The sequence below is a fragment of the Mesorhizobium sp. CA8 genome (assembly GCF_020164955.1).
Classification (GTDB): Bacteria; Pseudomonadota; Alphaproteobacteria; order Rhizobiales; family Rhizobiaceae; genus Mesorhizobium.
Genome location: NZ_JAIUHG010000023.1, coordinates 75,737 through 97,594, shown reverse-complemented (window position 1 = coordinate 97,594; position 21,858 = coordinate 75,737). Strand labels below are relative to the sequence as shown.

Here is a 21,858-nt window from a genome sequence, read left to right as displayed (position 1 = left end):
GGCTCGTTGCAACAGCAAGGGTCGGCGCCATACGCTAAATATCATTTCTTGAGGTGGTATTTTCCTGTCTTCGGATTGAGAACATAGTCGTTCGCGCCTGCGAATTTGCCGCCTCCAAATTCCACCGAAATGATGTCCTTGCCTGCCTCCACCCATTTTTGCACGTTCATATAAATGGGCGTCGTCGAAATACCGGCGTTGCAGTCCTCATCGTCGAAGCCGATCTCCTGAACGGCCGTCTTTTTCTTCTTGTTGATCACCAACATTTTCGTCATGCAGATGCCGGCGTCGGACTTCGTGTAAATCCCCGCAAATCTGTCGCGGGTCGTCTCAGCCCAAAAGGGAATTTCGACGGTCCCGTCGATCTTCAGGTCGCCTGTATCGTCAAGACTCGCGACCTTCCTGAGCGTAACGGGAAATTTGTCCACGCCTTTGCTCCAGCTTCCCGCCGCGCCGCTTTCACTGATCTGGATAGAGAAAGGACATCCGGTGGTGTCGACGGGTGTTTTCGACCCCATGACGAGGACGCGTTGAAATTCCTGGTCATCGGCGATCTCGCACAGCGTGAGCTTTGAACCCTCCGCCTTGCCGTAGATCGCGATTGGGCTTTGCTTGGCGTCGTAGAAATAGCTTCCCTTGACACTGATGCCGCTGCCGAAGCTGGCATAGCGCTGCAGGGAGACGTGAACCGGGTTCGGTCCGATGGAGCCTTCGTAGTTTTCCACCTGGTACCAGCCCGCGAAGGCTTTCCCGCTTAGCATCAGCAGGCAGAAAGCCGTGGCAATGAAGCCTCTTCCCATCCCGATCCCCTCCATCAAAGGCGGATCAGGATAGCTTGCCTCACGTCCGCATCACAGGGGGCGCCCGGTTACCGAGTCCAACTTGTTAATTTGAGTCTGGAAACGATCGCAACCCGTTGATTTAGCGCTTCAAATTCACAACGATCACGCCGCCCAGCGCCAGCGCGCCGCCGAGGATGCCGAGCAGCGACGGCACTTCGCCCAGCCAGAAGAAGCCGATCAGAGCGGAGGTCGGTGAGACGAGATAGAGAAAGTTCGAGGCGCGCGCGGCAGGCAGGCGGGACAGTGCGGTCGCCCAGGCGGCATAGGCGATCAACGAGGGCACGATGCCGAGATAGATGACGGCGCCGAGACCGGCGCTGTCGGCGACCGCTGCCTGCGAAAAAGCCTCCGGCAGGAAGGGCGACAGGCAGAGCGCGCCGAGCACCATGTTGGAAGCGGATATCGTCAGCGGATGATGACGGGCAAAGAGCGGCTTTTGCACGATGGTGTTGACGGCGGAACAAAGTGCTGAGCCCAGCACCAGCAGCGCGCCGGCGTTGAAATGCAGGCCGTGCCCGTCGGCAACCGCGATGATGCCGATGCCGGCGAAGGAAATGACCGTGCCCAGCCAGGCAAGCACCGAGAAGCGCTCGCCAAGCAGGGCCATGGCCATGATGGCGGTGAAGATCGGGCTGACATTGATGATGAAGCCAGCCGCACCCGCCGAAACGGTAAGCTCGCCGAAATTGAGCATGGCGGTGTAGAGCGCGACGAAGATGGCGCCACCGAAGGCGAAGCGCCACAGCTCGCCGATCCTGGGCAGCGCCGGGCGCTTCACCGCGAGGAAAATGGCGGCCGGGACCGCCGCGATGGCAAAGCGTAGCGCACCTAACTCCAGCGGCTGGAAGGCGGCAAGACCGGCGCGGATCGCCGGGAAAGCCGAGGCCCAGCCGATGACCGTCAGCGTCACCGCGACCGCAGCGGTCGTGTCCATGCGCTGTGTCTCATTCAACGTGCCGGTGTAAGCGCTCATTGCCGTAGCCTCGTCTTTCTGCGTCATGGATGCAGAAAACGCCATTCCCGGCCAATTGACAAACGACCAATTCGAGGGTCAACTGTGAGCATGGATCACAGCTCTGACCAGATACTGCCGCTCGAAACCCTGCGCGCCTTCGATGCGGCGGCGCGCACGGGGAGCTTTTCCGCGGCGGCCGAAAAACTCAACCTCACCCATGGCGCGGTGAGCCGCCAGATCGCCAAGCTGGAGGACTGGCTTGGCTTGAAAGTGTTCGAGCGCAACGCGCGCGGCGTGACGCTGACGATCGAGGGCAACCGCCTGCATTTGAGGACCGCCGAGGCCTTCGCGCTGATCTCGTTCAACTCCGACCGCTGGGTCGAGCCGCGCGGCACCGCCGTAGTGCGGCTGGCTTCGATCCCGTCGGTGAGCGGGCTATGGCTGATGCCGCGCATGACCGTGCTGGAGAACCATCCGACCAAGCTGCGCATCGTGCTCGACGTCGACAACCGCCAGGCCGATCTCGCCGACGAAGGTATCGACCTTTCGGTGCGCTGCGGGCGCGGCCGCATTCCGGGCCGGGTGTCGGTACAGCTTTTCGAGGAGCATATTTTCCCGATCGCCTCGCCGGAGCTGGCGAAGGAGATCGGACGAGGCAATCCAGCACGGCTGCTGAAGTTCCCGCTGATCAACGATTCCGACGCGTCCGCATGGCGCGCGTGGTTCGCAGCGCAGGACATGGACTACCGTCCCCGGCCGCAGGACAGGCGTTTCGAAGACTATAATCTGGTGCTGGACGCAGCGGCGCACGGGCTGGGCATCGCGCTGGTGCGGCCGCCGCTGACGGCAGACCAGCTCCAATCCGGCCGTATCGTTGGCGTCGATGAGCGGACTGCGCTCAATCCGGTGTCTTACTGGATGGACCGCCCGGTCGGCCGGCTGCGCGCGGCGGCGGCTGACCTTGCCAGGCGCATCGCCGAACAGGCTGGGCTTGCTCCGGAAAAGCTTGAGGCTTTCCTTCAGGACGACGGCTGAGCGGGCTTATCGAAGCAACAGCACCATGATCGTCGCGGTCACGGCCGAGACGATCGCCGTGACGACCGAAATCGTCCAGAGCGACACCGCGACGGAATCGGAGCGCGGCGCGTGACCAGCCGGACGGACCGCGGCACCGCGAGGCTGCGGCGCATTGGCGTTGGCCGCGACCAGCATCGCGGCGGAAGCGACGGCTGGCGAAAATGTGGATAATGCCGGCGCAACCGCGGGCCTGGGCGTATTGTCGGCGACCGCTGCTTGCGGCGAGGCGAAGCCGCGCTGAGCCTGATCGGTATCCATCGCCGCCCTGCCCGTCGAGGGTCTTGCCGGCGCATCGTCGGTGGCGGCATCGGGCTCCATGACGGCGCGGTAGGCATCCTCGACCTCGGAGGACAGGCGTTGCGATGCCTGCGCGGCAGGGCGCTGCGCGCTTTGCAGCGACTGGGCCGCGATTTGCGCCGCCTGCCCGGTCGAGGGCGCCGGCGGCTGGACCTGCGTCCTGATCAAAGCCGCCGTCGCCGGATCGGCCTTGGGCAACGGCACCGCCTGCGGCGTGAGCGCCTGATTGATTAGAGTATTCAAGCGGGTCGTGGTGATGTCCGTGCCGGTTTCCGGAAACCATTTTACCGCTCAGCCATACTGCATGAGCATTGCGTCAAGCTTGACGTTGCTTGCGATTTGTGGCGATTGAAACCCGATGAACGCAAGCGCCCTTTCATGATGAACCGTTTCGAAGGCCCGGGCGGCAGGGAAGCCCGGATCCGCTATCTCGACGGCGACTTCCAGGTCACCAGTCCCGGCTCTTTCGTGCGCTGCGCGGTGACGGGCGAGAACATTCCCCTCGACGAGCTCAAATATTGGAGCGTCGCCCGGCAGGAGCCCTATGTGAACGCGGCGGTCTCGCTTGCCCGCGAGATCGAGATGCATCCGGAATTGCGCAAGCGGGGATAGGCCTGGCGAGCCCATGGCGCCGTGGCGGCCAAGCTCGACCGCTTAGGGTACTGCATTGAAAAACTTCAAGAAATCTCTCAAGACCCTTGTTCGCATGCCGCTTATCATACGCGCAAGATGGCGCGATCGGGCGGTGTCGAGGGCGCCCCGATTCAAGCTGACGGCCTGCGCCATCTTCCGCGAGGAAGCGCCGTTCCTGGCAGAATGGATCAGGTTCCACCAGAATGTGGGATTTGAGCATTTCTATCTCTACAACAACTTCTCGACCGACGACTTCAAAGCGGTGTTGGAGCCGTTCATCCAGGAGGGGCTGGTTACGCTGGTGGACTGGCCGCGGCCGGTGGGGCAGCTGTCGGCTTATAGGGACTGCATCCGCAGGCGCTGGCGTGAAGCGTTGTGGATCGGATTCTTCGACATCGACGAGTTTCTTTTCGCGCCCGACGGACGTGACGTACATTCGGTTCTGAGTGAGTATCGCGATCTGCCAGGCGTTTGCGTCTGGCAAGCCTTCTATGGCTCGTCCGGCCATGTCCAGCGACCGGAACGGCCGGTGGTCGAGGCCTATATGATGCGAGCCGGGCCGGACATCACGACGGTCAAGACAGTCCTCAATCCGCGCATGGTCTACAGGGTGGGCGTCCATCAGTCGAAATTCCTGTCCGGTGAAGGGATGGATACCCGTCGACGGACCATCAGCCCCGGCATGCCTCCGCAGTTCGACATCCTGAGGATCAACCACTATTGGTCGCGATCGCTCGCCGACCTCGACCAGAAAATCCGGCGCGGCGACGCCTCGACTTCCGCGCTGCGCGACAGGGATCGGCATTTCGACTTCGAAAGCAAGCTCAATGTCGAGCGCGACGAGACGATCCTGAAGGCTATGCAACGCGCAGGGTAGCCGCGGCCACCCCTTCGCTTCCCCTCATCATGCTCAGCCCCGCATCTTGCGCTGGCGCCAGGCGTCGAGCGTCTCGTCAACGATGCGTTCGGGCACATGACCGAGCTCGAAGACGGCCTCGATATCGAGCACATCCAGTCGATCGAGGAAACCGGCGGGCGTGTCGCCGTGGCGCAGCCGTGCTGCGTCCTTGGCCGTGGTGACAAGCCGCAGCCCCTGCTGCCGGGCAAGCGTCAGGAGATCGGCTAGCTCGTCCTGGGCGTAGAAATGATGGTCCGGAAAGGCGCGCGACTGAGCCACTTCGCCGCCCGCCCCGCGCACGGTGTCGAAGAATTTCTCCGGATGGCCGATGCCGGCGAAGGCAAGGAAGCGGCCACCCGCGAAGCGCGACGGGTTCGCCGGCTCGACATGCGCCAGGAAGATCGGCCGCCCGGCACGCGCCGCCTGGCGCACGACGCCGTCGGCGGCTGTCCCCTCGCCCATCTTCAGCAAGCCGCTGGTGAACACCAATTGGTCGACGACCTTGGCGCGCAGCGGCCCGCCCGGGATGACGCGGCCGTTGCCGATGCCGAAGCGGGCGTCGACCACCACCAGCGCGTAGTCGATATGGACGCGCGCCGACTGGAAGCCGTCATCCATGATCAGAAAGTCGCAGCCATGTTTTTCGATGAGCAGCTTCGCGCCGGCAGCGCGGTTCGCCGTCACCGCGACCGGGGCATGTTCGGCCAGAAGCAGCGGCTCGTCGCCGACATGCTTGGCGGCATCGTGATGCGCGTCGACGACATGCGGCTTCGCAAACGAGCCGCCATGGCCGCGCGACAGGAAGCCTGGCGTGAGCTGCATGCGCTTGGCCTGCTTGGCCAAAGCGATGGCGACCGGCGTCTTGCCGCTGCCGCCGACGGTAAGGTTGCCGACGCAAAGCACCGGTGCTGCGACCTTCTCGCGCGGAGCATGGCGCATGCGGCGGCCGGCGACCAGCCCATAGATCGCCGATGCGGGCGACAGCGCAAGCACCCGCCAGTCCGGCTTTTCCCACCAGAAGGGTGGCGCTTCGCTGGTCATCGCGCCTGCCCCATGCGTCGCGGCTTCGCGCATGGACTTTTCCAAAAACCGGTCCCGATTTTTGGCATCATGATCTAGCGCCCGTTTGCGCCTTTCAGGCGCGCCTTGACGACCAGCGGCTGGATGTATGGCTCCAGCGATTTCAGCGTGCGTGCGAGCGCGCCGCGCATCTCGTCGACGGTGGCGGCACCCGCCGCCATCATTTCGTGGCGCGCCGCTTCGTTGGTCAAAAGGAAATTGACGGCGCCGGTCAGCATGTCGCGGTCGCGCACCAGCTTTGCGCCGCCGCTGTCGAGCAGGCGCTGATAGGCCTCGCGGAAATTCTGCACGTTACGGCCGGCCAGCACAGCGGTTTCGAGCATCGCCGGCTCGAGCGGGTTCTGGCCGCCTTGCGAAGTCAACGAGCGGCCGACGAAAGCGATCTCGGTCAGCCTCAGGTAAAGACCCATTTCGCCGATCGTGTCGCCGAGAAGGATGTCGGTATCGTGGGAGATGCGGTCGCCCTTGCTGCGCCTTGCCACGGACAGGCCCATGCCGGAAATCTGCGCAGCCAGCGCATCGGCGCGATCGGGGTGACGCGGCACGACGATGGTCAAGAGCCCGTGATGACGCCTGTGCAGGCTAGCATGGACCTCCGCGGCCACGACCTCCTCGCCATCATGGGTCGAGATCGCAGCCCAAGTCGGACGGCCGCCGATCTGGCGCTGCAGGGTGGCTAAGGCCCGCTCGTCGACCGGCGGCGGGTTGGTGTCCACCTTGAGGTTGCCGGAAACAGTGACCGGCCGGGCGCCCAGCGCGCGGAACCGCTCGCCGTCGACATCCGACTGGGCGATGACATGGGCAAGGTTTTCGAACAGCGCCTCGGCAACGCCGGCGCGCTTCTTCCAGGACATGAAGGAGCGGTCCGACAGCCGGCCGTTGACCAGAACCTGGGGCACATTGCGGGCGCCAAGTTCCAGGATGGTCATCGGCCAGATTTCCGATTCGGCGATAATCGCCAGTTCCGGCCGCCAGTGATCAAGAAAACGGCTTACCGCGGGCTTGAGATCGAGCGGCACATATTGGTGGATGATGCGGCTGCCGAGGCGCTCTTCGGCGACCTTGGCCGAGGTCACGGTGCCGGTGGTCAGAACGATGTTGACGCCATAGTCGAGGATGCTCTCGACCAGCGGCACCACCGCGATCGTCTCGCCGACGCTTGCCGCATGGATCCAGATCACCGGCCCTTCAGGCCGCGGACGGCCGGCAACGCCGTAGCGCTCGCGCCGGCGGGCGCGATCCTCCTTGCCGCGCGAGGCGCGCCAAGCGACATAGGGACCGATCAGTGGATAGGCGACCGCCCCCGCATAGCGGTAGGCCGTGAGGGCAGCGCGCGCCCAACGCTCGCTCATTTGCCGCCATCCACGAGGCGATAAGCCTCGGCCGTCGCGGCATTGAGGGAGGCCGTGACCTCGTGTCGCTTGCGCTCCATCTCGGCGTCGTCGGCATCGGCCGGCACGAAGACAGGCGGGCCCACGACGACCGCCGAGCGGCCGAAAGGCAGGTTGATGGTGGTCTTGTCCCAGCTCTTCTCCAACACCTTGCGGCGGCTTGTGGCGATGGCCGAGGGCAGGATCGGCCGGCCGGAAAGCCTTGCCAGAAGGACGATGCCGAGCCCGGCATCGCGCGGCGTGCCGTTCGGAATGTCGGCGATCATGGCGACGTTCTTGCCGGCGACGAGCGACCTCTTGAGCGCGATCAGGGCCTTGGCGCCGCCTTTGTCGAGGTGCCTCGAGCTGTCTCGGCCGCCGGAACCGCGCACCGCCTCGATGCCGAATTTCTCGATCATCAGCGCCTGGAGCTCCGCATCGGCGCTGCGCGAGACCATGGCAACCAGCGGCCGGCCCTTGGGATAATAGGCAGGGGTGAGAAGATGCTGGCCGTGCCAGAGCGCGATGATGCCGGGCTCGAGATGCGCATGAGCCCCGCCCGCAACCTGAGTCGAGCCCTCGACCAGCGGGCTGGTGACGCGAATCAGACGAACGAACCAGGCGAACAGGCTGGCGATGAAGTTCTTGGCGAAACTCGACTGCGCCAACGGATCGCGGATGCGCCTCCACAGCGTGCGCGTTCCGCCGCGCCTGGCGGCGCGCCGCCTAGTCGCCCCTTTCACCGCTTCATGCTCCATCGACGTCAACCGCCGACCTTCGATTCTGGATCGAGCAAACGGTGCAGATGAACAACGAAATAACGCATGTGGGCATTGTCGACACTGGCTTGCGCCTTCGCCTTCCAAGCGGCGTGGGCCGATTGATAGTCGGGGTAGATGCCGACGATGTCGAGCGCGTCCAGGTCGCGAAACTCGGTTCCACCCAGCTTTTTCAGCTCGCCACCGAACACCAGGTGCAAAAGCTGCTTCTTTCCGTCTTCCACGGCCATGCCGATCCTTCGCAGATTCATGAGTTTTGTGAAACGTTTAGCCCAAAGCAGCCGATTTTGGAACTGCGGGGCCGACTCACCCTTGGTCAATCCCCTGCGATGACCCTGGCGAGCACGCCGAGCAGTTCGCCGCTGCCCGCGGCAAGCGCACCATGGTTGATCACCTCGCCGGCATAGCGCGGCGGCTTGCCGCTGCGGTCCAGCAATGCGCCGCCGGCCTCGGTGAGGATGAGATCGGCGGCGGCGATGTCCCAGTCATGCGCGTTAGGCTTGACGAAGGTCGCGTCGAGCTTGCCGGCGGCGATCATCGCCAGCCGATAGGCAAGCGAGGGAATGTAGGCTGTCCGCCGCAGCCTGTCGTGCCAGGCTTGGGGCATCAGATCGACCAGCGGCTTGGGTCCGCCGATATCGACGCTTTCGCCCAGCGGACGCACGTGGATCCGCTTGTCGTTGAGATAGGCGCCCTCGCCCGGCAGCGCCCAATAGGTCTCGCGTTTGGCCGGGCATTCGAGCACGCCGGCGAGCGAGCGTCCGTCCTCCACCACGGCGACGCTGACGCACCAGGAATGCAGGCCATCGAGAAAGCCGCGCGTGCCGTCGATCGGGTCGACGACGAAGGTGCGGCGAGCCGAAAGCCTGGCATGATCGTCGGCGGTCTCCTCCGACAGCCAGCCGTAATCCGGACGCGCCTTGAGCAGGGTCTCGCGCAGATAGGCGTCCGCCGCATGGTCGGCCTCGCTGACCGGCGAGGTGCCGCCCTTCATCCACACCTGCGGGTTGTTCCCGAAATAGCGCATGGCGATGGCGCCGGCCTCGCGGGCGGCCTCGCGCAACAGAGCGAGATCGTCGCGGGCGGCGCTCGATGTCAATTGGTCAAGCGCCGGCAAGGGTCATCCCTTCGATCAGGAGCGTCGGCGCCGCCGTGCCGAAATTACGGTCGAGATCGTTCGCCGGCACCATGTTGAGGAACATGGTTTTCAGGTTCGACGCGATCGTCACCTCGGCTACCGGATAGGCCAGCGCGCCGTTCTCGATCCAGTAGCCGGAGGCGCCCCGGCTGTATTCGCCGGTCACCATGTCGACGCCCTGGCCGAAGACCTCGGTGACATAGAAGCCGCGCTTCAACGAGGAGATCAAATCTTCCGGCGAACGCTCGCCGGGCTCGATGGCAAGGTTGGTCGAGGACGGTGAAACGGACGAGCCGCTGCGCGAGCCGCGCCCATTGGTGACAAGGCCGAGCTCGCGCGCGGCCGAGGTCGAGAGGAACCAGTGGTTCAAGATGCCCTTCTCGACCATCAGCAGTTTCTCGCCCTCCACGCCTTCGCCATCGAAGGGGCGCGAGGCCTGGCCGCGCCGCCGCAAAGGCTCGTCGGTGACGGTTATCTCGGCCGAGGCCACCTGCTTGCCCATCATGTCGCGCAGGAAGCTGGTCTTGCGGGCGACCGCGGCACCGTTGATGGCGCCGGCGAGATGGCCGGCTATGCCGCGCGCCACGCGCGGATCGAACACCACGTCGACCGGGCCGGTCGCCGCCTTGCGGGCGCCGAGGCGGCGCACCGCGCGTTCGCCCGCCTTGCGGCCGATCTCTTCCGGCGCGTCGAGGTCGGCGAAATGCTGGCGCGACGAAAACTCGTAGTCGCGCTCCATCGCGGTTCCCTCACCGGCAATGACGCTGGTCGAGCGCGAGAAGCGCGAGGCGACATACTGGCCGACAAAGCCATGCGAGGTGGCGAGAACCATGCCGCCCAAGCCGGCTCCGGCGTTGCTGCCCGAGGAATTGGTGACACCCTTGACGGCCAATGCGGCCGCTTCCGCGGCAAGCGCTGCTTCCTTCAACTGGTCGGCCGAGACCTCGGTCGGGTCGAAAAGATCGAGATCGCGCAAATTGCGGGCGAGCAGCGCGGGATCGGCAAGACCTTGGAATGGATCCTCGGGCGAGACCTTCGCCATCGCCACGGCGCGTTCGGCGAGCGCCTTCGGATCGGATGCGGCGGTGGCCGAGACGCTCGCCACACGCTGGCCGACGAAGACGCGCAGCGAGACATCCTCGCTCTCCGACGATTCGGTGCCCTCGACCTTGCCCAACCGAACCGAGACGCCGGTCGAGCGGCCGCGAACCGCCACCGCGTCGGCGGCATCAGCGCCGGCGCGCTTGGCCGCCTCGACGAGCGCCGCGACGCGATCTGTCAATTTCGCTGCGTCGAGCTTATCGGTCATAAGCTTGTTCCTGTTTGTTCAAGCAATCCGTCAGGTGGACCCTGCCGGCTAATGGATGCTGACGGACCCCGATAGACGCTGCGCCCCAACATGGACGCTTTCGCACCATCTATTGTTCCACCGACGCTTGTGCAATGGCGGATGCGGCAATCTCAAGGCAATCGCTGTGGTTCACGCGGGATGCTTTCCCGCAGCGTCGCGAAGAGCATCAGTTGGCCACCGGCGCCCAGATCACGTCATCGATCCTCGTTGCCCCCGTCGCCAGCATTACCAGCCGGTCGAAGCCCAGTGCCGAGCCGCTGGCTTGCGGCATGACGGCCAAAGCCGCGAGGAAATCCTCGTCCAGCGGATAGCGCTCGCCATAGACGCGTTCTTTCTCGTCCATCTCGGCGGCGAAGCGGCGGCGCTGCTCGGCCGCGTCGGTGAGCTCGCCAAAGGCGTTGGCAAGCTCGACGCCGCAGCAATAGAGCTCGAAGCGCTCGGCGACGCGCGGATCGTCAGCGCTCGGCCGGGCGAGCGCCGCCTCCGAGATCGGATAGCCGTAGAGGATGGTGGTCCGGCCCTGCCCCAGCGCCGGCTCGATCTTTTCCACCATCACCCGGCTGAACAGATCGGCCCAATTGTCGTCGGGCGCGGTGCGCAGGCCGGCTCCGGCCAGCGCCTCGTAAAGCGCGTCTCGGTCGGTGCTGCCGTCGACTGAGACGGTCGCGAGCAGATCGATGCCGGCATGGCGCGTGAAAGCCTCCGCCACGCTCAGCCGCTCGGGCTCGGCGAACGGATCGGCCTCGCGGCCGCGAAAACGGAAACTTTTGGCGCCGGCCTTTTCCGCGGCGAGCGCCAGGAATTCGGCGCAGTCGTCCATCAGGCGCTCATAGCTCTCGCCGACGCGATACCATTCGAGCATCGTGAATTCAGGATGATGCAGCGGCCCGCGCTCGCGGTTGCGCCAGACCGGGCCAAGGCTGAAGATGCGCTCCTCGCCGGCGGCAAGCAGCTTCTTGCAGGCGAATTCCGGCGAGGTGTGGAGATAGAGGGCTCGGCGCGACGCGTCGGGCCCGATGGCCTCGGTGGCGAAGGCGGCGAGATGCGCCTCGTTGCCGGGCGAAACCTGCAGCGCCGAGGTCGTCACCTCGATGAAATCGCGTTGCGCGAACCAGCCGCGAAGCGCGGCGGCGATGGCGTTGCGCGCCATCAGCCGGGGCCGGCGATCGGCATGGATATCAGGCGTCCACCAGGGCGAAGCGGCTGTCATGGGCAGGAAAATCGCGCCGAAGGCTGGCGGTTCGGCGCAAGATGCGCTAGGGCGCACGCGATGGCCGCCGTCGCCGCTTCGCGGAAATCGACGCCCGCAGGCCGAAAAACTCGAACGGGATCGAATATCGTGGTCAAGGTCATCGCCAGTTCCTTACGCAAAGGCAACGTCGTCGATAAGGACGGCAAGCTCTATGTCATCCTCTTTGCCGAAAACATCCACCCTGGCAAGGGCACGCCGGTGACCCAACTCGACATGCGCCGCATCGGCGACGGGGTGAAAATCTCGGAGCGCTACCGCACGACCGAAATGGTCGAGCGCGCCTATGTCGAGGAACGCGAGCACACCTTCCTCTATTCCGACGGCGAAGGTTTCCATTTCATGAACCCGGAAAGCTACGATCAGGTCGTGGCTTCCGAAGCCGTGGTCGGCGACATGGCGCCCTATCTGCAGGAAGGCATGGCCGTGCAGCTCGCGCAGTTCAACGGCGTGCCGATCTCGCTGACGCTGCCGCAGCGCGCCACCTTCGAGGTTGTGGAGACCGAGCCGGTCACCAAGGGCCAGACCGCATCGTCCTCCTACAAGCCCGCCGTGCTCTCCAACGGCGTGCGCACCGCTGTGCCGCCGCACATCTCCGCCGGCACGCGCGTGGTGGTGATGACTGCCGACGGCTCCTATGTAGAGCGCGCCAAGGACTAGACCAGAGTCCGGGTCTGCGCGGCCATCCAATTACCTGATCCGCCTGTGACCAGCGGCGGCCGTTGAGGTCAGCGCTGCTGCTTACCAAAAGCGGGCGTGCACGGCGGTCGCGTTGGTTCGAGTCCTGACCCGGAGCAGACGTTGCGTTTCCTGCCAGAGCCAGATCGAACTCGAACGCAGGAATCACCGCCTTCGGGCAATAATCTCGATCGGTGCAAGCTGGCCCGCTGAAATACTCTCGATCATATTTCGGACCATCTGGGGTCGCCGCGCTCCCATGAGTGTCTGGACCCCCAGTGCTGCCTGCCCTGTGGCCGCCTGGGCGCGCTGCCGCGCGAAATGGTCAAGCGCAACATCGCGCCGCTCGCGTTCCGACAATATCTCGAACCCTGCCGCGGAAAGCGCGTCGCGGTACTGCTCCGGCGCGGCGAGCGCGTTCGTATCTGCAGTACTCGCCCATGGCAGTGGATAAGACAGCTCGCCGGCTCCAGTGCGCATGACGTCGAAGACACCGAAACGCGCATCCGCGCGCAGGACCCGCGCAATCTCCGAAAATAGTGCGCTCTTGTCGGCAACGTTCATTCCAACGTGCAGCATGTAAGCGGCGGTGAACGATCCATCCGCGAAGGGCAGCGCCAAAGCATCGCCTTGCCGCAAAGAGACGCGCTCCTCGAGATGCAGCCAACTGGAGAGCACATTGCCGGCTTCGACGTAGTCGCGAGTGAGATCGATGCCGTTCACGTGGCAGCCGTAGCGCGCAGCGATCTGCCGCGCCGGTCCGCCGAGGCCGCAGCCGATGTCGAGCACTCGATCCTTGGCAGTGAGCGCAAGTTGCCCTGCCAACTCTCCCGTGGCGGCGCGGCCGCCAATGTGAAACTCGTCCACCGGCGAGAGGTCCTCGGCGGTGACCGTGCTTTCGGTCTTCCCCATGGCGGCAAGACCATCACGAATATCTGCGATCAGGGTGCCTCGCGCGTAGTGGTCAGCAACCTGTGAACGCGGCGCCGCTTCCATGATCATCGCCCCTTTGGTGCAAGCTCGCGGATCATCACCGTCCTACAATCGCTCGACAGCGCCACCGGACATTCCCCGGCTCAGTCGATGCGCCTGTCATAGCATTTGAACCGTGTTCGAGCCACCATGTGGCAGGCGTCCACGTCATAAACTTCATTCGCTTGTGGCAGCTTTTCCGCCGCTTGGCCTGAAAGGCAGCTTGTCAGAAGCCGGCCCACTCAAGGCATTCGCCATTGTAATCAAGCGTCACGATTGACTCTCAGTGGGCTTCGGATCGCGCGCATTCCGATCAATCAGCCGCAATATCGGCCACCGCTTCCACCGGCAAACCTGCGGCCTGCCACTCTGGCATGCCGTCCTCCAGCCGGCGCGCGGCATGCCCGAGCGAGCGCAGCGCCGCCACCGCCTCGAAGGACATCACGCACCACGGTCCACGGCAATAGGCGACGATTTCGCGGCCGACAGTGGCGTCGGCTGACCAGGCCTTGACCTCCCCCAGCGGGACGTTGATGGCGCCCGGCACATGGCCGAGCGCGAACTCGTCCGCCGGGCGAACGTCGATCAGCGTCACCAGCCCATCGCGCATCAGCGTCTGGAGCTCCTCGCGCGTGACCGGTCGCATGTCGTCGAGCGCGTCGAAATAGCCGCGCACGATGCGGTCGACCTCGGCAAGCTGCCGCTCGGCGACGCCGCGCACGGCGGCGAAGGCGGAAAGCACGCTTGCATCGGCGAGCGAATAGTGCACGAATTTTCCATCCCGGTCGGCCGAGACGATGCCGGCGCGGCGCAGCGCCTGCAGATGTTGGGAGATGTTGGCGACCGGCTGCTCAAGCTTCGCGGCGAGCGCCTCGACGCTGCGCGCACCTTGCGCGATGTGCTCGATCAACTCCAAGCGCAGCGGATGGCCGAGCGCCTTGGCGACGATCGCGAACTGTTCGTAGAGCGCCTGTTTCGGATTGCGGATTGACATTGGCCTTTCTGCCGTCATTCAATGGAATAATTGAATGACGGTTTCGACCATTGCTGTCAAGCGGAGCGACTTCCCCGCGGCGCAGCTGCTCGTTCGGAGGGGAAGCGATGATTCTCAGGCAGTTCCTGCACACCGACCCGGTGGCCGCCTCCTATCTATTTGGCTGCGGCGGCAAGGCGTCCGCGGCAGTCGTCGATCCGCTCGGCGACACCGCGCCCTATGTCGAGGCGGCGAATGCCGCGGGCATGCGCATCCTCTATGTTGTCGACACGCACATCCATGCCGACCATATCTCGGCGGGACGCGCGCTGGCCGAAGCGACCGGCGCCGAATACGTGCTGTTCGAAGGTGCTGCAGCCGACTTCCCGTTCCGGCGTGTCAAGGATGGCGAGGTGCTGGAGCTCGGCAATGTGACGGCGACGGTGATGCACACGCCCGGCCACACGCTGGAGCATCTGAGCCTTTTGGTCACCGACCGGACGCGGTCGGCCGAACCCTGGTTCGTGCTCACCGGGCACACGCTGATGGTCGGCGATCTCGGCCGCACCGAGCTTGCTTCAAGCGCCGAGGACGGAGCGCGCTCGCTCTATGCCAGCGTGCGCCGGCTAAAAGAATTGCCGGACCATATCGAGGTGCTGCCGGGCGCCTATTCAGGCTCGGTGTGCGGCCGTTCGCTGAGCGGCAAGCCGACATCGACAATCGGCTTCGAGCGGCGCTTCAACAAGGCGTTCCGCATCGGGGACGAGGGTGAGTTCGTAGCCGCCATGACCGCCGACATCCCTCCCCCGCCGCCGGAGGCCGCCCGGACCCGGGCCGTCAATGCCGGAGCGAAACCTTGAGCACAGCGGCGTCCGCCGTCGCGCTCGGCCTCAAGGCCAACTGGAAGCAGTTTTCGCTCCTGGTGCTGATCAACGCCTTTGTCGGCGGCATGGTCGGCATCGAACGGACCGTCGTGCCGCTGATCGGCGCGGAGGAATTCGGCGTCGCTTCCACCACGCTGGTCGTCTCCTTCATCGTCAGCTTCGGTGTGGTCAAGGCCTGCGCCAACCTCGTCTCCGGCCAGCTTGCCGACAAATGGGGCCGCAAGCGCGTGCTGATCCTCGGCTGGCTATTCGGCCTGCCGGTGCCGTTCATCATCATCTGGGCGCCGAGCTGGGGCTGGATCGTCGCCGCCAACGCGCTGCTCGGCATCAACCAGGGCTTCGCCTGGTCGATGACAGTGATCATGAAGGTCGATCTGGTCGGGCCCAAATCGCGTGGGCTCGCCGTCGGCCTCAACGAGTTCGCCGGCTACCTCGCCGTCGGCGTCACGGCCTTCCTCACCGGCTATCTGGCCAGCCGCTACGGGCTGCGTCCGGTGCCGATCTATCTCGGCGTCGGCTATGCGGTTCTGGGTGCGGCGCTGTCGATCCTGCTCGTGCGCGACACCCGCGAGCATGTGCGGCTGGAGCTGGCCAACCATCCAAAAGCAGCTTCACCACTCGGTTTCCGCGAGATCTTCATGCTGACCTCGTTCAGCGACCGCAATTTGTTCGCCGCCTCGCAGGCCGGCCTGGTCAACAACCTGAATGACGGCATGAGTTGGGGGCTCTTCCCGCTCTTCTTCGTCGCCAATGGGCTGGGCATCGAGCGCATCGGTATCCTCAAGGCGATCTATCCGGCGGTGTGGGGCATCCTTCAGGTTGCGACCGGACCGCTGAGCGACCGCTGGGGCCGCAAGGGGCTGATCGTCGCCGGCATGTGGGTGCAGGCGGCAGGGCTCCTCACCACCGCACTGACGCGCGATTTCGGCTGGTGGCTGCTTGCCAGCCTTCTGCTCGGCCTCGGCACAGCAATGGTCTATCCGAGCCTGATCGCGGCCGTGTCGGACGCATCGCATCCCTCCTGGCGGGCACGCTCGCTCAGCGTCTATCGCTTCTGGCGCGACCTCGGCTACGCGATCGGGGCGCTGTCCGCCGGCCTGATCGCCGATTTCTTCGGCTTCGTCGCAGCGATCGCGGCCATTGCCGCATTGACCTTCCTGTCGGGCGCGATCGTCGCGGTGACGATGCGTGAGCCGCGTTCCGCCACCGCGGTTCCGACATCGCGCGATAGTTGAGATCGCCTGCGAAACGAGGGCCGCGTTTACGTTAATGGAAGCTTGATGCTGCGCGGGACGTACCTGTCCGCTACAATCTGGACAGGTAAATTTCCTCGAGATCGTTCATGAGCAATCCGAACCGCATGCCGTGGGTGGACACGGCAAAGGGCCTGTCCATCATCCTGGTGGTGATGATGTATTCGGCCTACAACACCGGCGAATATACCGGCGGCGTCGGTTTCCTGCATTATGTCATCGGCTTCGCGACGCCGTTCCGAATGCCGGAATTCTTCCTGATCTCTGGCCTGTTCCTGTCGCAGGTGATCGACCGGCCATGGCGGCGCTATGTCGACCGCCGCGTCGTCCACTACCTCTATTTCTACGTGCTTTGGGCGGTCATCTCGATCGGGCTGAAGATCGGCATCTTCAGCGGCGATCCCGCCGGCATGCTGCACGACCTCGCAATGGCGGTCGTCCAGCCCTATGGCGTGTTGTGGTTCATCTACATGCTTGCGGTATTCGGGATCGCCATCCGCGTGCTGCGCGAGCTTCGCGTGCCGCACTGGATCGTCATCTCGCTCGCCGCCGCGCTGCAAATGTGGGCGCCGAAGCCGGACAGCTACGCGCTCGAGCAGTTCGCGGCGTATTTCGTGTTCTTCTATCTCGGCTTCGTGCTGGCGCCGCTGATCTTCCGGTTGGTGGAATGGACGCAGGCGCGGCCGGCGATCGCCGTTGCGGGCCTGCTCGCCTGGGCCCTCGTCAACGGCCTGCTCGTCTATTCGCCGGGCTATGCGATGCAGCCGGTCGGCATGCAGATGGGCCTGGCGGCATGGCCGCCGCTGCATCTGTCCCTTGCCGTCGCCGGCGCCGTGGCGCTCTGCGTTGCCGGCGGTTTCCTGTCGAAATTCGCTTCCATGGAATGGCTGCGCTGGCTCGGCGAGCATTCGCTGGTCGTCTATGTCGCCTTCACCATCCCGATGTCGATCTTCCGGGGCGTTATGCTGGCGAGCGGCCTCCTCACCGATACCGGCATGCTCAGCCTGGCGGTGCTGCTCGTCTCGGTCATAAGCCCGGTGGTGCTCTACTTCATCGTCCAGCGCGTCGGCTTCGGCACCTTCCTGTTCGAGCGGCCGGCCTGGGCGCATTTCGACAGGCCGACAGCCGCCAAGGCGTCCAGCGAGCCCATGACGCGGCAGGCGCGCGAAGCGGCCTGATCAGGCCGCCCGTTTCGGCTATCCGTTATTTGCCAGCGTCGTGTCCCGGCCGACGTACGGCCCTGATCTTGCCGCTGCTGCCGCCGCCGCAGAAGAAGCAGCCCTCACCATCGGATTCCAGTCCCGACACACCGGAGGGCATCGCTACCTCCTGCAGCACATCGCCCGTCTCGGGATCGATGCGCAGCAGATCGCCCTCCTCACCTTCCCAAGTGGCATGCCAGAGTTCGCCGTCGATCCAGGTGACGCCGGTGACAACGCGTTTCGACTCGATGCTGCGGATCACCTTGCCCGTTTCGGGATCGATCTGGTGGATCTTATGGGCCTGGTATTCGCCGACCCAAAGCGAACCTTCGGCCCAGGCCATGCCTGAATCGCCGCCATTGCCCGGCGCGGGAATGGTGGCGACGACCTCGCCGGTCTTCGGGTCGACCTTGTGAATGCGGTCCTCGGCGATCTGGTAGAGGTGCTCGCCGTCGAAAGCGGTTCCGGCATGCGAGGCGACGTCGATCGATTGCACGATGGTGCCGCTCTCCGGGTCGAGGGCCTTCAACTTGTCGCCGGTGGCAAACCAGACATTCTTGCCATCATAGGTGACGCCATTGACGCGCTCGGCGTCCGGAAAGGGTCCATATTCACGCAGGATCTCGGCAGCGGCTCGTTTCATCTTCCAATCCTCATCGGTCTCTTGTGTCAGCTTCGACTTTAGCCGCTCTGCTGCAAACCTGGGAGCAACAACGCAGTCGGGAATTTATGAACCGCCTCAGAGCTCGACGCAGATCTTGCCGAAATGCTTCTGGCTCTCATACGCCCGGAAAGCCGAGGCAATATCGCGCAGCGGAAAGCTACGGCCGATAACAGGCCTCAGGCCGTTGGCCGTTATCGCCCGGATCATATCTTCCTGATCAGCTCTGCTGCCGATGGAAACTCCATTGATGCGTATCTGATTGGAAAACAGCGCTGGGATCGACACTTCTGCGGCAAAGCCGGTCAACACCCCGATCAGCGCGATGTGGCCGCCCATCCTGCAGGCCGTTATCGACTGCGTCAGCGTGCCGGGGCCGCCGACCTCGACCACGTGATCGACACCGCGCCCATCGGTCAGGTCCCTGGCCTTCCGCCCCCAGTCGGGCACGGCCTTGTAGTTGATAAGATGATCGGCACCGAGTCGCCTGAGCTTTTCGAGCTTGTCATCGGAGGAAGACGTCGCGATGACACGGGCGCCCGCCATCTTGGCGAACTGCAGCGCGAACAACGACACGCTGCCCGCGCCGAGGACCAGCACCGTATCGCCGGGCCTCACCTGACCGCACACCACCAGGCCCCTCCAGGCGGTTACCCCGGCGCAACTGAGTGTAGCCGCCTCCATATGGGTGTAACCCGCCGGCGCTTTCGTGAAAGCATGCCACGGCATCGAGGCATATTCCCTTGCATAGCCATCGACATCATCGCCCAGTTCGCCCCGCTTGGTAGCGGGCGTAGCCTCGCCACCCAGCCAATTGGGCCAATAGCAGCTGACAACGGCATCGCCGGTCTCGAATGCGTCGACGCCCTCCCCGACGGCAATCACCTCGCCAGCACCATCGGACAGCGGAATGCGGCCGTCGGCGCAGGGCTTCTTGCCCGTTGCAACCATGCTGTCGTGGAAATTCAGCGAGCATGCCCGGATTCGGACCAGTAACTCGCCCGGTCCGGGCTCGGGCCGATCCTCCTCGACGAGCGAAAGTTTTTCCAGGCCGCCGGGCGCTCTTAGTCTGATCAGTTTCATGACGTCTGTCCCTCGATACCGAGTACCGGCAAACTAGTCGCTCGGCAGCGGACCGGGGAGTAACAAGACAGTCGGGAATCCGGTCACCGGCGGCATCATCCAACGGCGCGCCCGGCCGCGACCGACCGCCTGCACCTTGTGCTCGGCCGACAACTGCTCCAGCGCCCGCTGCACGGTGCGCGCGCTGGCGCCAAGCGCGATCGCCAGCGCCGAGCTCGACCAAGCCTCGCCATCGGTCAGGAACGCCAGCACAGCGCCATGTTCGTCCTCGACCGGCGGCGCCAGCACGACGACTTCGGCGGCGTTGAGCGGCGTCAACGCAAAGCCGCCGGCGGTCGCATTGATCTCGACAAGCTCAGCGAGCTCGGCTCGCAGGCGACCCATCTCGACCCTCAGCCGTGCACGATGCGATTCATCGGCGTGCTTCGCCCGAAAGGCGCGCTTAAGCAGCATCTCGCGCGATGCGTCAGCCGGCCACGCCTCGGCAAGTGTGCGCGCCAGCGCAAACAGCACCGGCCGGGTCGCCAGCGAGACCACCGAGCCGCCTTCGCGCACGACGTGGCGACAAGCATCGATGACCAGCGCGCCCGAACTTAGCGCCTCGACCTCATCGAGCAGCAGTTCCTTCTCGGTGCCCCGCGCGATCAGCCGGCCGACCGGCGTGTTCAGCACCAGGGACGCCGCTTCGACCTCGGCCTTCAATGCCGGGATGTTGGCTTGATAGGCGGCAAGCGATGCCCGGCCGAATGCCGAGCGCGCCGCCTTTGTCCTGAGGCGCCGGACGGCGATGCCAGCCGCGGCCAGTTCATGCGCGACGCGCGCCACCGGCGGCAGCGGCGTCGGATCGAAGTCCGCGAGCAGCCGCTCGGCCTCGTCAAGGCGGCCGATCAGGATGAGGCGGCGCGCCTCGAGGCTGCCCGCATAAGCGGCATTCAAGCGATCACCATGCGATTGAAGCGTCGCCCTTGCGGCACGCAGCGCCCTCTCCGGCCAACCGAGGTCGCGCGAGACCAGCGCGATTTCCGCCTCGGCGACGATGCAGCGCGCACGCGCCACCGCTTCCCTCGGGCTGAAGGCGCGGGCGGCGTCCTTCAGCAGCGCCTTGGCCTTGGCGAAATCACCGAGCTGCGCCATCGCGATGCCGCGCAGCGCCAGCGCCGGCGCGTCGTCGCGCAGCGCGACGCGCTTCAAGGCGCCGAGCGGATCGCCTGCCGCAAGCGCGCGGCCGGCAGCGTTGATCAGCGAATCCATGCCATCGCCTCAAGGCCCGCCGCAGCAAATCGCGCCACACTTGTAACTCTCACCATCGCCGGATGCGGCCCTATGTCTGTCCTCGTCACCCCCAACCAAACCCAAGAACGGGACAAGAGCAATGACCCAACACATGAAGACACCGCCGGTCGTTTCGCAGGAAGCCTGGGAAGGCGCCTATGAAGAGATGCTGGTTAAGGAAAAGGCGCTCACCCGCGCCCGCGACGCTTTGGCCGCCGAACGCCGCCGCATGCCGTGGATGGAAGTCAAGAAGGACTATGTGTTCGAAGGCCCGAACGGCAAGATGAACCTGCTCGACCTCTTCGAAGGCCGCCGCCAGCTCGTCATCTACCGCGCCTTCTTCGAGCCGGGCGTCTATGGCTGGCCCGAACATGCCTGCCGCGGCTGCTCGCTCGGCGCCGACCAGGTCGGCAACCTCGCCCATCTCAACGCCCGCGACACCACGCTTGCCTATGCCTCGCGTGCGCCGCAGGCCGACATCCAGCGGCTGAAGCAGCGGATGGACTGGAAGATGCCCTGGTACACCATCACCGACAGCTGGGATAAGGATTTCGGCGTCGACGAATGGCACGGCCACAACGTCTTCATCCATGACGGCAAGCGCATCTTCCGCACCTATTTCGTCAACAACCGCGGCGACGAAGCCTTTGGCACCGTCTGGAGCTATCTCGACGTCACGCCGCTCGGCCGCCAGGAGGTGTGGGAGGATTCGCCCGAGGGCTATCCCCAGACCCAGACTTACAAATGGTGGAACTGGCACGACAATTACGAGGAAGGCGCCGCGCCCGACCAGAGATGGGTCGAGGTATCGGATGTCGGCGAAGCGGCGTTCCGCAACAAGAATGCCTGAGCGTGAAGCGACTCCGGTGGCGCGACCCGCGCCGCCGGAGCCGATCTCGCCAAGCCCTTCCCTCTCTCCGGCGATTGCAACCCTGACCGCTTCAGAAGGTGGACACCATGAGCATCGACAATCCCGCCCCTCGCCTGAGCGGCTTCGGCCTCGCCGACTGGCTTTGCCTCGCCGCGGCGCCGACCTTCGCAGCGATGGCCCTGCTGACAATTGCCTATGACGGCCACGACATGATGTGCATGCCGGGCGCCTCGGTGCTCAGCGGCATGGCGCTGATGTATCTCCTGATGGCGGCTTTCCATCTTGCGCCATGGCTGCGGCTATTGGCGAGGCGGGGGTGAAATCGACGACATCGCCGGTC

General features: G+C 64.9%; 24 protein-coding genes. 9 read left to right on the top strand and 15 right to left on the bottom strand.

Going from position 1 to position 21,858, the window contains the following annotated elements; genetic code table 11:
- Nucleotides 1-41: 41 nt before the first annotated feature.
- Both LB553_RS22845 and LB553_RS22840 read right to left on the bottom strand, forming a co-directional pair.
- Complete coding sequence (locus tag LB553_RS22845) at nt 42-800, bottom strand: hypothetical protein (protein WP_224516557.1); 759 nt, start codon at nt 798-800, stop codon at nt 42-44.
- Between the two features lie 121 nt (nt 801-921).
- The gene (locus tag LB553_RS22840) at nt 922-1,815 is read right to left on the bottom strand and encodes a DMT family transporter (RefSeq protein ID WP_224516556.1); all 894 of its coding nucleotides are present in this window, start codon (nt 1,813-1,815) and stop codon (nt 922-924) included.
- A 90-nt stretch (nt 1,816-1,905) separates the two neighbouring features.
- On the opposite strand from LB553_RS22840, the gene LB553_RS22835 reads away from it, so the two are divergent.
- On the top strand, nt 1,906-2,832 hold the full coding sequence (locus LB553_RS22835; RefSeq protein WP_224516555.1) for a LysR family transcriptional regulator: 927 nt from the start codon (nt 1,906-1,908) through the stop codon (nt 2,830-2,832).
- 6 nt (nt 2,833-2,838) lie between these two features.
- Here the strand turns inward: LB553_RS22835 and LB553_RS22830 are convergent, their stop codons facing one another.
- Nucleotides 2,839-3,414: a hypothetical protein gene (locus LB553_RS22830; protein ID WP_224516554.1), complete on the bottom strand. Its 576-nt coding sequence runs from the start codon at nt 3,412-3,414 to the stop codon at nt 2,839-2,841.
- A 135-nt stretch (nt 3,415-3,549) separates the two neighbouring features.
- Between LB553_RS22830 and LB553_RS22825 the strand changes: the two genes are divergently transcribed.
- Nucleotides 3,550-3,783 carry a DUF2093 domain-containing protein gene (locus LB553_RS22825; RefSeq protein ID WP_040986608.1) on the top strand — a complete coding sequence of 78 codons (234 nt, stop codon included), beginning with the start codon at nt 3,550-3,552 and terminating at the stop codon, nt 3,781-3,783.
- A gap of 94 nt (nt 3,784-3,877) precedes the next feature.
- Nucleotides 3,878-4,681, top strand: a complete 804-nt coding sequence (locus LB553_RS22820) for a glycosyltransferase family 92 protein (protein WP_224516553.1) — start codon at nt 3,878-3,880, stop codon at nt 4,679-4,681.
- A gap of 33 nt (nt 4,682-4,714) precedes the next feature.
- On the opposite strand, the gene lpxK is transcribed toward LB553_RS22820, so the two are convergent.
- From lpxK to epmA, 7 genes are all read right to left on the bottom strand, one after another.
- Nucleotides 4,715-5,743, bottom strand: a complete 1,029-nt coding sequence (lpxK, locus tag LB553_RS22815) for a tetraacyldisaccharide 4'-kinase (protein WP_224516574.1) — start codon at nt 5,741-5,743, stop codon at nt 4,715-4,717.
- Between the two features lie 74 nt (nt 5,744-5,817).
- Nucleotides 5,818-7,134 (bottom strand): lipid IV(A) 3-deoxy-D-manno-octulosonic acid transferase, encoded by a 1,317-nt coding sequence (waaA, locus tag LB553_RS22810; protein ID WP_224516552.1) that lies wholly within the window; start codon nt 7,132-7,134, stop codon nt 5,818-5,820.
- On the bottom strand, nt 7,131-7,910 hold the full coding sequence (locus LB553_RS22805; RefSeq protein ID WP_224516551.1) for a lysophospholipid acyltransferase family protein: 780 nt from the start codon (nt 7,908-7,910) through the stop codon (nt 7,131-7,133). The genes waaA and LB553_RS22805 overlap by 4 nt, the downstream gene beginning before the upstream one ends.
- A 5-nt stretch (nt 7,911-7,915) precedes the next feature.
- Nucleotides 7,916-8,161, bottom strand: a complete 246-nt coding sequence (locus LB553_RS22800; protein ID WP_041002569.1) for a DUF4170 domain-containing protein — start codon at nt 8,159-8,161, stop codon at nt 7,916-7,918.
- 86 nt (nt 8,162-8,247) lie between these two features.
- Nucleotides 8,248-9,048: a 3'(2'),5'-bisphosphate nucleotidase CysQ gene (locus tag LB553_RS22795; RefSeq protein WP_224516550.1), complete on the bottom strand. Its 801-nt coding sequence runs from the start codon at nt 9,046-9,048 to the stop codon at nt 8,248-8,250.
- A complete protein-coding gene (locus LB553_RS22790; protein ID WP_224516549.1) occupies nt 9,035-10,378 on the bottom strand; it encodes a TldD/PmbA family protein in 1,344 nt (447 codons plus the stop codon). The genes LB553_RS22795 and LB553_RS22790 overlap by 14 nt, the downstream gene beginning before the upstream one ends.
- A gap of 208 nt (nt 10,379-10,586) precedes the next feature.
- Entirely contained in the window at nt 10,587-11,630 is a 1,044-nt protein-coding gene (gene epmA / locus LB553_RS22785; RefSeq protein WP_224516548.1) for an EF-P lysine aminoacylase EpmA, read from the bottom strand.
- Nucleotides 11,631-11,759: 129 nt separating this feature from the next.
- On the opposite strand from epmA, the gene efp reads away from it, so the two are divergent.
- The gene (efp, locus tag LB553_RS22780; protein WP_224516547.1) at nt 11,760-12,329 is read left to right on the top strand and encodes an elongation factor P; all 570 of its coding nucleotides are present in this window, start codon (nt 11,760-11,762) and stop codon (nt 12,327-12,329) included.
- 183 nt (nt 12,330-12,512) lie between these two features.
- On the opposite strand, the gene LB553_RS22775 is transcribed toward efp, so the two are convergent.
- Together LB553_RS22775 and LB553_RS22770 are read right to left on the bottom strand one after the other, a co-directional pair.
- Nucleotides 12,513-13,343, bottom strand: coding sequence for a class I SAM-dependent methyltransferase (locus tag LB553_RS22775; RefSeq protein WP_224516546.1), 831 nt, complete (start codon nt 13,341-13,343; stop codon nt 12,513-12,515).
- 289 nt (nt 13,344-13,632) lie between these two features.
- Nucleotides 13,633-14,313 (bottom strand): ArsR/SmtB family transcription factor, encoded by a 681-nt coding sequence (locus LB553_RS22770; protein ID WP_224516545.1) that lies wholly within the window; start codon nt 14,311-14,313, stop codon nt 13,633-13,635.
- A 107-nt stretch (nt 14,314-14,420) separates the two neighbouring features.
- Here LB553_RS22770 and LB553_RS22765 point away from each other — a divergent pair, with 107 nt between their 5' ends.
- The 3 genes from LB553_RS22765 (at nt 14,421) to LB553_RS22755 (ending at nt 17,607) form a co-directional block, all read left to right on the top strand.
- Nucleotides 14,421-15,152: an MBL fold metallo-hydrolase gene (locus LB553_RS22765; protein ID WP_224516544.1), complete on the top strand. Its 732-nt coding sequence runs from the start codon at nt 14,421-14,423 to the stop codon at nt 15,150-15,152.
- Complete coding sequence (locus LB553_RS22760) at nt 15,149-16,411, top strand: MFS transporter (RefSeq protein WP_224516543.1); 1,263 nt, start codon at nt 15,149-15,151, stop codon at nt 16,409-16,411. Before LB553_RS22765 ends, LB553_RS22760 begins: the two co-directional genes overlap by 4 nt.
- 107 nt (nt 16,412-16,518) lie before the next feature.
- Nucleotides 16,519-17,607: an acyltransferase family protein gene (locus tag LB553_RS22755; protein WP_224516542.1), complete on the top strand. Its 1,089-nt coding sequence runs from the start codon at nt 16,519-16,521 to the stop codon at nt 17,605-17,607.
- Nucleotides 17,608-17,632: 25 nt separating this feature from the next.
- Here LB553_RS22755 and LB553_RS22750 read toward each other — a convergent pair whose 3' ends face one another.
- The 3 genes from LB553_RS22750 to LB553_RS22740 form a co-directional block, all read right to left on the bottom strand.
- Nucleotides 17,633-18,274 carry a DUF5074 domain-containing protein gene (locus tag LB553_RS22750; protein WP_224516541.1) on the bottom strand — a complete coding sequence of 214 codons (642 nt, stop codon included), beginning with the start codon at nt 18,272-18,274 and terminating at the stop codon, nt 17,633-17,635.
- Nucleotides 18,275-18,370: 96 nt separating this feature from the next.
- Nucleotides 18,371-19,375, bottom strand: a complete 1,005-nt coding sequence (locus LB553_RS22745; RefSeq protein WP_224516540.1) for a zinc-dependent alcohol dehydrogenase family protein — start codon at nt 19,373-19,375, stop codon at nt 18,371-18,373.
- A 33-nt stretch (nt 19,376-19,408) separates the two neighbouring features.
- Nucleotides 19,409-20,626 carry a helix-turn-helix domain-containing protein gene (locus tag LB553_RS22740; protein ID WP_224516539.1) on the bottom strand — a complete coding sequence of 406 codons (1,218 nt, stop codon included), beginning with the start codon at nt 20,624-20,626 and terminating at the stop codon, nt 19,409-19,411.
- Between the two features lie 121 nt (nt 20,627-20,747).
- Here LB553_RS22740 and LB553_RS22735 point away from each other — a divergent pair, with 121 nt between their 5' ends.
- The gene (locus LB553_RS22735; RefSeq protein ID WP_224516538.1) at nt 20,748-21,497 is read left to right on the top strand and encodes a DUF899 domain-containing protein; all 750 of its coding nucleotides are present in this window, start codon (nt 20,748-20,750) and stop codon (nt 21,495-21,497) included.
- Nucleotides 21,498-21,604: 107 nt separating this feature from the next.
- Entirely contained in the window at nt 21,605-21,838 is a 234-nt protein-coding gene (locus LB553_RS22730) for a hypothetical protein (protein ID WP_224516537.1), read from the top strand.
- The last annotated feature ends 20 nt before the right edge of the window (nt 21,839-21,858 follow it).

Excerpts from the sequence above, each read along its gene's own strand:
- LB553_RS22835 (WP_224516555.1), top strand. The coding sequence starts at position 1,906 with ATGGATCACAGCTCTGACCAGATACTGCCGCTCGAAACCCTGCGCGCC.
- LB553_RS22790 (WP_224516549.1), bottom strand. The coding sequence starts at position 10,378 with ATGACCGATAAGCTCGACGCAGCGAAATTGACAGATCGCGTCGCGGCG.
- LB553_RS22735 (WP_224516538.1), top strand. The coding sequence starts at position 20,748 with ATGACCCAACACATGAAGACACCGCCGGTCGTTTCGCAGGAAGCCTGG.
- epmA (WP_224516548.1), bottom strand. The coding sequence starts at position 11,630 with ATGACAGCCGCTTCGCCCTGGTGGACGCCTGATATCCATGCCGATCGC.
- LB553_RS22840 (WP_224516556.1), bottom strand. The coding sequence starts at position 1,815 with ATGAGCGCTTACACCGGCACGTTGAATGAGACACAGCGCATGGACACG.
- LB553_RS22805 (WP_224516551.1), bottom strand. The coding sequence starts at position 7,910 with ATGGAGCATGAAGCGGTGAAAGGGGCGACTAGGCGGCGCGCCGCCAGG.
- LB553_RS22820 (WP_224516553.1), top strand. The coding sequence starts at position 3,878 with ATGCCGCTTATCATACGCGCAAGATGGCGCGATCGGGCGGTGTCGAGG.
- LB553_RS22740 (WP_224516539.1), bottom strand. The coding sequence starts at position 20,626 with ATGGATTCGCTGATCAACGCTGCCGGCCGCGCGCTTGCGGCAGGCGAT.
- LB553_RS22775 (WP_224516546.1), bottom strand. The coding sequence starts at position 13,343 with ATGGAAGCGGCGCCGCGTTCACAGGTTGCTGACCACTACGCGCGAGGC.
- LB553_RS22745 (WP_224516540.1), bottom strand. The coding sequence starts at position 19,375 with ATGAAACTGATCAGACTAAGAGCGCCCGGCGGCCTGGAAAAACTTTCG.
- LB553_RS22765 (WP_224516544.1), top strand. The coding sequence starts at position 14,421 with ATGATTCTCAGGCAGTTCCTGCACACCGACCCGGTGGCCGCCTCCTAT.
- LB553_RS22770 (WP_224516545.1), bottom strand. The coding sequence starts at position 14,313 with ATGTCAATCCGCAATCCGAAACAGGCGCTCTACGAACAGTTCGCGATC.
- LB553_RS22845 (WP_224516557.1), bottom strand. The coding sequence starts at position 800 with ATGGGAAGAGGCTTCATTGCCACGGCTTTCTGCCTGCTGATGCTAAGC.
- waaA (WP_224516552.1), bottom strand. The coding sequence starts at position 7,134 with ATGAGCGAGCGTTGGGCGCGCGCTGCCCTCACGGCCTACCGCTATGCG.
- LB553_RS22750 (WP_224516541.1), bottom strand. The coding sequence starts at position 18,274 with ATGAAACGAGCCGCTGCCGAGATCCTGCGTGAATATGGACCCTTTCCG.
- LB553_RS22825 (WP_040986608.1), top strand. The coding sequence starts at position 3,550 with ATGATGAACCGTTTCGAAGGCCCGGGCGGCAGGGAAGCCCGGATCCGC.
- LB553_RS22755 (WP_224516542.1), top strand. The coding sequence starts at position 16,519 with ATGAGCAATCCGAACCGCATGCCGTGGGTGGACACGGCAAAGGGCCTG.
- lpxK (WP_224516574.1), bottom strand. The coding sequence starts at position 5,743 with ATGACCAGCGAAGCGCCACCCTTCTGGTGGGAAAAGCCGGACTGGCGG.
- LB553_RS22730 (WP_224516537.1), top strand. The coding sequence starts at position 21,605 with ATGAGCATCGACAATCCCGCCCCTCGCCTGAGCGGCTTCGGCCTCGCC.
- LB553_RS22800 (WP_041002569.1), bottom strand. The coding sequence starts at position 8,161 with ATGGCCGTGGAAGACGGAAAGAAGCAGCTTTTGCACCTGGTGTTCGGT.